The organism is Ruegeria sp. CH8, from assembly GCF_056536985.1.
This window is the reverse complement of record NZ_JBQFQR010000057.1, coordinates 1-5700: the sequence shown is the minus strand read 5'-3', so window position 1 is coordinate 5700 and position 5700 is coordinate 1. Positions and strand designations below refer to the sequence as shown.

The following is a 5700-nucleotide window of genomic DNA, read 5'->3' as shown; positions in this document are numbered from 1 at the left end:
AAATCCAGCACATAGAAATCCAATGACTAATCGAGTCGCCTGATATAAACAAAATTAATATGAAACCCGTCAATGATATCCGTATCCTGAACGCCTTTGTCGCCGTTGCCCAGGAAGGCAATATCTCGCGCGCGGCAAAGCGACTACACCTCACTCAACCCGCAGTCAGTTTACAGTTGAAACGCTTGGCGCAGGACACGGGGTTGGAACTGTTCCGCCGCACACCCAAAGGTGTGGAGCTCACACGAGATGGAGAAGCCCTTGTTGCCAAAGCAGAAAAAGTTCAGGCAGCTATAGAAGAGTTCGGTCAAACCGCGCGACGGGTGAACGGAAATGTTCGAGGCACGCTGCGACTTGGCACCATTGTTGATCCGAACTTCATACGCCTTGGCGCTTTTTTGGCGGCCCTCGTGGATGGGTATCCCGACCTGCAAACAAAGCTTGTGCATGGTATAAGCGGTGATGTCGTTGGGCGCCTGATCAGTGGGGAAGTGGATGTAGGTTTTGTTCTGGGTGATCTTGATAGCTATGAAACCGGCGATCAGGATCAAACAGACTCGGTGTTTTTCCAACGGGAACTCACCAAATTTACTTACCGCGTTATAGCTCCAACAGGTTGGGGGAAACGTGTCTTAGGCAAGGATTGGCTGGACCTGGCTGCTCTGCCTTGGATTGGCACGCCGAAGAAATCTGTGCACCACCGGCTGCTGGAGAAAATCTACGCGGATCTTGATTGCCAGCCGCAGGCAGTCTGTCTTGTTGATCAGGAGCCATCAATGCTGGCCATGGTACGATCGGGTATTGGACTGAGCCTGTGCCGAGAATCGATAGCGCTTGAGGAAATGCAGTCACGCGGACTTGTGATATCGGATAGAGTCAAAATTGAAACTTCCCTTCGGTTTGTAACGCTTGCTTCGAAAAAAATGGAACCAAACGTTGTCGCTGCATTCGACGCCCTCAGCGCAACGTGGAACTAACCTTGCTTCTTTAACCGCTGACCGTGACCCTTGCTCTGGTCGCACGTAGCCGGGCTTGGACGGTAAGTCGGTTCATGCCTTCCTGGGCAATTTCAAAGGGTGCAAGTATGACCGCCCGGTCGTTGTCCTTAGCTGGATATGCCTGCAAAACGGGTTGTCTTTTGGTTAGTTCCCGCCTAGTCAGGGCCTCACCTCGGGGTGCGTGGTGTGGCCACGCTGAGATGCCTTTGGCGAACCCGTTGAACCTGAACCGGCTAGAACCGGCGGAGGGAAAGGTGACGGTTTCATCCATCCTTGCCCTCTCGCCGCAATGGAGGATGACATGAAACATCTGATGATTGCTGCGGGAATCCTGAGTGCAACCACGGCTATGGCGGCCGATAAACCTCAGTTGACCGTGTATACCTATGACAGCTTTGTCTCGGACTGGGGCCCCGGCCCGCAGGTGAAAGAGGCGTTTGAGTCGGTCTGTGACTGCGAGCTGAACCTTGTCGGCGTCGAGGACGGCGCGGCACTGTTGTCGCGTATCCGGTTGGAGGGTGAAAACTCGGACGCCGACGTGGTGCTGGGCCTGGACACCAACCTGATCACTGCGGCCAAGGAAACCGGCCTGTTTGCGCCCAGCTCGGTCAGCGCCGAATACACGCTGCCGATCGAATGGAAGGATGAGGTGTTCGCGCCTTATGACTGGGGCTATTTCGCCTTTGTTCATAACGCCGATGCAGCAGCGCCTGCGAATTTCCGCGAACTGGCCGAGGGTGACACCAAGATCATCATTCAGGACCCGCGCTCCTCGACCCCCGGTCTGGGGCTGCTTTTGTGGGTGCAGGCGGCTTATGGCGATGAAGCGGCGGATATCTGGGCTGGTCTGGCCGACAATATCGTGACTGTAACCAAAGGCTGGTCCGAGGCATATGGCCTGTTTCTGGAAGGTGAGGCCGACATGGTTCTCAGCTACACCACATCGCCCGCCTATCACCTGATTGCCGAGGAAGACGCCAGCAAAGCGGCGGCCGCCTTTGACGAAGGCCACTATATGCAGGTCGAGGTTGCGGCAAAGCTGGCCGGGACCGATCAACCAGAACTGGCGGATCAGTTCCTTGAGTTTATGGTCTCGGACGCGTTCCAGCAGATCATTCCAACTACCAACTGGATGTATCCGGCGGTGACCCCGGTAGCCGGTCTGCCCGAAGGGTTCGACACGCTGATTCAGCCGGAAAAATCCCTGCTGTATTCTCCGGATGAGGCCGCCAAAGTGCGGGATCAGGCGCTTGCGGAATGGCTGAGCGCGCTCAGCCAGTAAGCCCCTGGCCGGGCGTTGGCGCGGCGGCTTTTGTGGCCGCGCTTATATTGGGGACCCTTGCCGCTGTTGCCCTGCGGGCTGACGCGGCGGGCGGTTTCGGCCCGGCGGATTGGGCCGCCCTGCGGTTCACGCTTGTGCAGGCGGTTTTGTCGGCCCTGTTCAGTGCGGCGCTGGCGGTTCCGGTGGCGCGGGCACTGGCCCGACGGCGGTTTCCGGGGCGACGGGCGCTGATCGCGCTATTGGGCGCGCCCTTTATTCTGCCGGTCATCGTGGCGATCCTCGGGTTGTTGCAGGTCTTTGGCCGCGCAGGGTGGATTTCGGACCTTTTGAGTTTTTTCGGCCTGCCGCCGATGCGGATCTACGGGTTGCACGGTGTTGTACTGGCGCATGTGTTCTTCAACCTGCCGCTGGCCACACGGTTGATCCTGCAGGCGTGGCAGGAAATCCCCGCTGAACGTTTTCGACTGGCCGCGCAGCTGGGCTGTGACGGGATGGCGATGTTCCGTCTTATCGAGCTGCCGATGCTTAGACGCATCCTGCCGGGTGTGCTGGCCGTGATCTTCGCCATCTGTCTGACCAGTTTTGCAGTCGCCCTGACCCTGGGCGGAGGGCCACGGGCAACGACGATTGAACTCGCGATCTATCAATCCTTTACCTACGATTTCGATCTTGGCCGGGCGGCGTTGTTGTCCGCCTTGCAACTGGCCCTGACGGCTGCAGCTGCACTGGCCGCCCTGAAGTTTTCGCGCGGGGATGGGTTCGGGGCAGGGCTGGACCGGGCCATCCGCCGCTGGGACGGCGGCGCGCCCGTGCTTGATACGTTCTGGATATTGGCGGCGGCTGCGTTTCTGCTGCTGCCTTTGGCGGCGGTGGTGATTTCGGGGCTCTCTGGATTGTTTGAGATGCCCACGCAGGTACTCCGCGCCGCGCTGACCTCGGTTCTGGTGGCTACGGCCAGCACGGTTGTTTTGTTGGTGTTGGCGCTGCCCATGGCCATGGCCGTTGCAACCGGTCGGTACGGGATCGTCGAACTTAGCGGCATTCTGGGGCTGGCGGCGTCGCCCTTGGTGATCGGGACCGGCCTGTTCATCCTGATCCGTCCGGTGGCCAATCCCACCACACTGGCGCTGCCAGTCACGGCGCTGGTGAACGCGGTCATGGCGCTGCCCTTCGCCCTGCGCATTCTGGTGCCTGCCGCGCGCGACGTGGTCACCCGACATGGGCGGCTGGCGCTGTCACTGGACATGGACAAAACGACCTTTTTCACCCGCATTCTGCTGCCTCGAATGCGTCCGCAAATCCGCTTTGCCGCAGGCCTTGCGGCCGCGCTGTCGATGGGAGATCTCGGCGTGATTGCTTTGTTTGCGGACCCCCAGATTGCGACCCTGCCGCTGCAGATTTACCGGCTGATGGGAGCTTACCAGATGCAGGCGGCAGCCGGGGCGGCGCTTTTGCTTTTAATGCTGTCAATGGGCGCTTTCTGGCTTTTGGATCGCGGAGGGCGATTGCATGCTGAAACTTGACCGCTGCGTCATTGAAAATGGTGGTTTCGCCTTGCGGGCCGATTTTACAATCGAGGCCGGGGTCAGTGTTGCCATCGTCGGCCCTTCGGGGGCGGGCAAGTCCACATTGCTTGAGGCAATCGCCGGGTTTCGCGATCTCAAACAGGGGCAAATACTGTGGCAGGGGCAACGCATTTCCAACCTCGCCCCGGGCAAACGCCCGCTGGCGATGCTGTTTCAGGATGGCAACCTGTTCCCGCATCTGACGGTGGAGCAGAACGTCGCCCTGGGCCAACGTCCCAATGGGCGCCTGTCGGCAGAGGAGCAGGCGCAGGTCAAAACCGCGTTGGCCCGCGTTGGCCTGCCCGGTTTTGAGGGGCGCAAACCGGCCGAACTGTCCGGCGGACAACAAAGCCGGGTCGCGCTGGCCCGGGTTCTGGTGCAACGGCGTGACATACTGTTGCTGGACGAACCCTTTGCGGCGCTGGGGCCCGCGCTGAAAGCGGAAATGCTGGACCTTGTTGCAGGGTTGCTGGCCGAGACCGGAACAACCCTGCTGATGGTCAGCCATGACCCGCAGGACGCCCGTCGTATCGCCGACCAGACCGTACTGGTGGCCGACGGACAAGCGCATCCGCCTGCGGCGACGGCGCAACTGTTCGACAATCCGCCGCCCAGCTTGCGGGCTTATCTGGGATAGGCGCTATTTTCGGTTGTGGAAGATAAAGCCAAGAAAGTTCAGCAGGAGCTGCGCCGCCAGAATCTGCGTGCTTTCGGTCTGATCATAGGCCGGGGCGACCTCGACCAAATCGATGCCAACCACATCACCGCGCTTACTCAGCCCCTGAAGGATTTCCAGTACGTCATAATACAGGAACCCGCCATGGCTGGGCGTTCCGGTGCCCGGCGCAATCGAGGGGCAGAAGGCGTCAATATCAATGGTGACGTAATAGCGTGCGCCTTCGGGAATGCGGTCCAGAACGCCGTCCGTTCCTAGCTTGCGCACCTGCCGGACCGACAGGATATCCGAACCGCGCGCTCGTGCGTCCTCATAACCTTCCCTGGCGGTCGAGGACACGTTGCGGATGCCCAGTTGGGTCATCCCAGACACATAGTCCTTTTCAATCGCGCGGCGCATCGGGTTGCCGTGACCCTCAGTGACGCCGTGGCGTTCATCGACAAAGTCCAAATGCGCGTCGATCTGGACCACGTGAATGGGTCCATTCTTTTCGCAATCCTCGGCAAAGGCGCGGATACAAGGGATGTTGATCGAGTGGTCACCGCCAATGGTCACCGGCAGAGCACTTGCATCCAGTATCTTCTTCACACCGTATTCGATATTGTCGTGGCTTTCCTCGGTCTTGGTGTGGATGACATCAGCATCACCCAGATCGACGATGCGCACATCGTTGCCCAGATAGGTGGCGTCGTCCTCATGGTCGTAGGCTCCAGCATGGCCAAAGCTGAACAGGGTCGAGGCTTCGCGCACCGCGCGCGGCCCGAACCGGGCGCCAGAACGATACTGACACCCGAAGTCAAACGGCGCACCCAGGACGGCGACATCAGCATCAATATTGTCCCAGTTCTCGACATAGGGCTTTTTGCCAAAAGTCGCGATGCCGACAAAAGGCAGGTTCAGACGACCTGATTCATAGCCATGACCCGACATGATTTCTCCATTCTTTCTGCGTTACCGATACGCCAGATCCGGCCGGAACAGCGTGATTTCAGGTGCCGCCGCCGGTTGCCCGGTGGCTGTCTGCAGGATGATAAGAAAAGAGTGGCACTCCGCAAGCCACCGCCGTTGAAAACCGGCGGTCAATACCATCAATTCACTGCGGCGTTTATGGGTGTTGTAATGATTGAGGGTGTGATTTGAGAGATAGTTCTGCCCCATTTTGTGACGGGGTTTTCAGCG

General features: G+C 59.2%; 5 protein-coding genes and 1 riboswitch. Of the genes, 4 read left to right on the top strand and 1 reads right to left on the bottom strand.

Annotated features, from left to right (window positions below; translation table 11 throughout):
- Nucleotides 1-59 precede the first annotated feature (59 nt).
- The 4 genes from ACR0ER_RS25335 (at nt 60) to ACR0ER_RS25320 (ending at nt 4482) form a co-directional block, all read left to right on the top strand.
- Nucleotides 60-977, top strand: coding sequence for a LysR family transcriptional regulator (locus ACR0ER_RS25335; protein WP_480771240.1), 918 nt, complete (start codon nt 60-62; stop codon nt 975-977).
- Between the two features lie 184 nt (nt 978-1161).
- A riboswitch (TPP riboswitch) is annotated at nt 1162-1267 on the top strand.
- A gap of 32 nt (nt 1268-1299) precedes the next feature.
- A complete protein-coding gene (gene thiB / locus ACR0ER_RS25330) occupies nt 1300-2280 on the top strand; it encodes a thiamine ABC transporter substrate binding subunit (protein WP_480771239.1) in 981 nt (326 codons plus the stop codon).
- On the top strand, nt 2256-3803 hold the full coding sequence (locus ACR0ER_RS25325; RefSeq protein WP_480771238.1) for a thiamine/thiamine pyrophosphate ABC transporter permease ThiP: 1548 nt from the start codon (nt 2256-2258) through the stop codon (nt 3801-3803). The genes thiB and ACR0ER_RS25325 overlap by 25 nt, the downstream gene beginning before the upstream one ends.
- Nucleotides 3790-4482: a thiamine ABC transporter ATP-binding protein gene (locus tag ACR0ER_RS25320; protein WP_480771237.1), complete on the top strand. Its 693-nt coding sequence runs from the start codon at nt 3790-3792 to the stop codon at nt 4480-4482. The genes ACR0ER_RS25325 and ACR0ER_RS25320 overlap by 14 nt, the downstream gene beginning before the upstream one ends.
- 3 nt (nt 4483-4485) lie before the next feature.
- Here the strand turns inward: ACR0ER_RS25320 and speB are convergent, their stop codons facing one another.
- Nucleotides 4486-5451 (bottom strand): agmatinase, encoded by a 966-nt coding sequence (speB, locus tag ACR0ER_RS25315; protein ID WP_480771236.1) that lies wholly within the window; start codon nt 5449-5451, stop codon nt 4486-4488.
- Nucleotides 5452-5700: the final 249 nt, after the last annotated feature.

What these genes read in the sequence shown, in the direction of transcription:
- thiB (WP_480771239.1), top strand. Translation starts at nt 1,300, where the DNA reads ATGAAACATCTGATGATTGCTGCGGGAATCCTGAGTGCAACCACGGCT.
- ACR0ER_RS25325 (WP_480771238.1), top strand. Translation starts at nt 2,256, where the DNA reads ATGGCTGAGCGCGCTCAGCCAGTAAGCCCCTGGCCGGGCGTTGGCGCG.
- ACR0ER_RS25335 (WP_480771240.1), top strand. Translation starts at nt 60, where the DNA reads ATGAAACCCGTCAATGATATCCGTATCCTGAACGCCTTTGTCGCCGTT.
- speB (WP_480771236.1), bottom strand. Translation starts at nt 5,451, where the DNA reads ATGTCGGGTCATGGCTATGAATCAGGTCGTCTGAACCTGCCTTTTGTC.
- ACR0ER_RS25320 (WP_480771237.1), top strand. Translation starts at nt 3,790, where the DNA reads ATGCTGAAACTTGACCGCTGCGTCATTGAAAATGGTGGTTTCGCCTTG.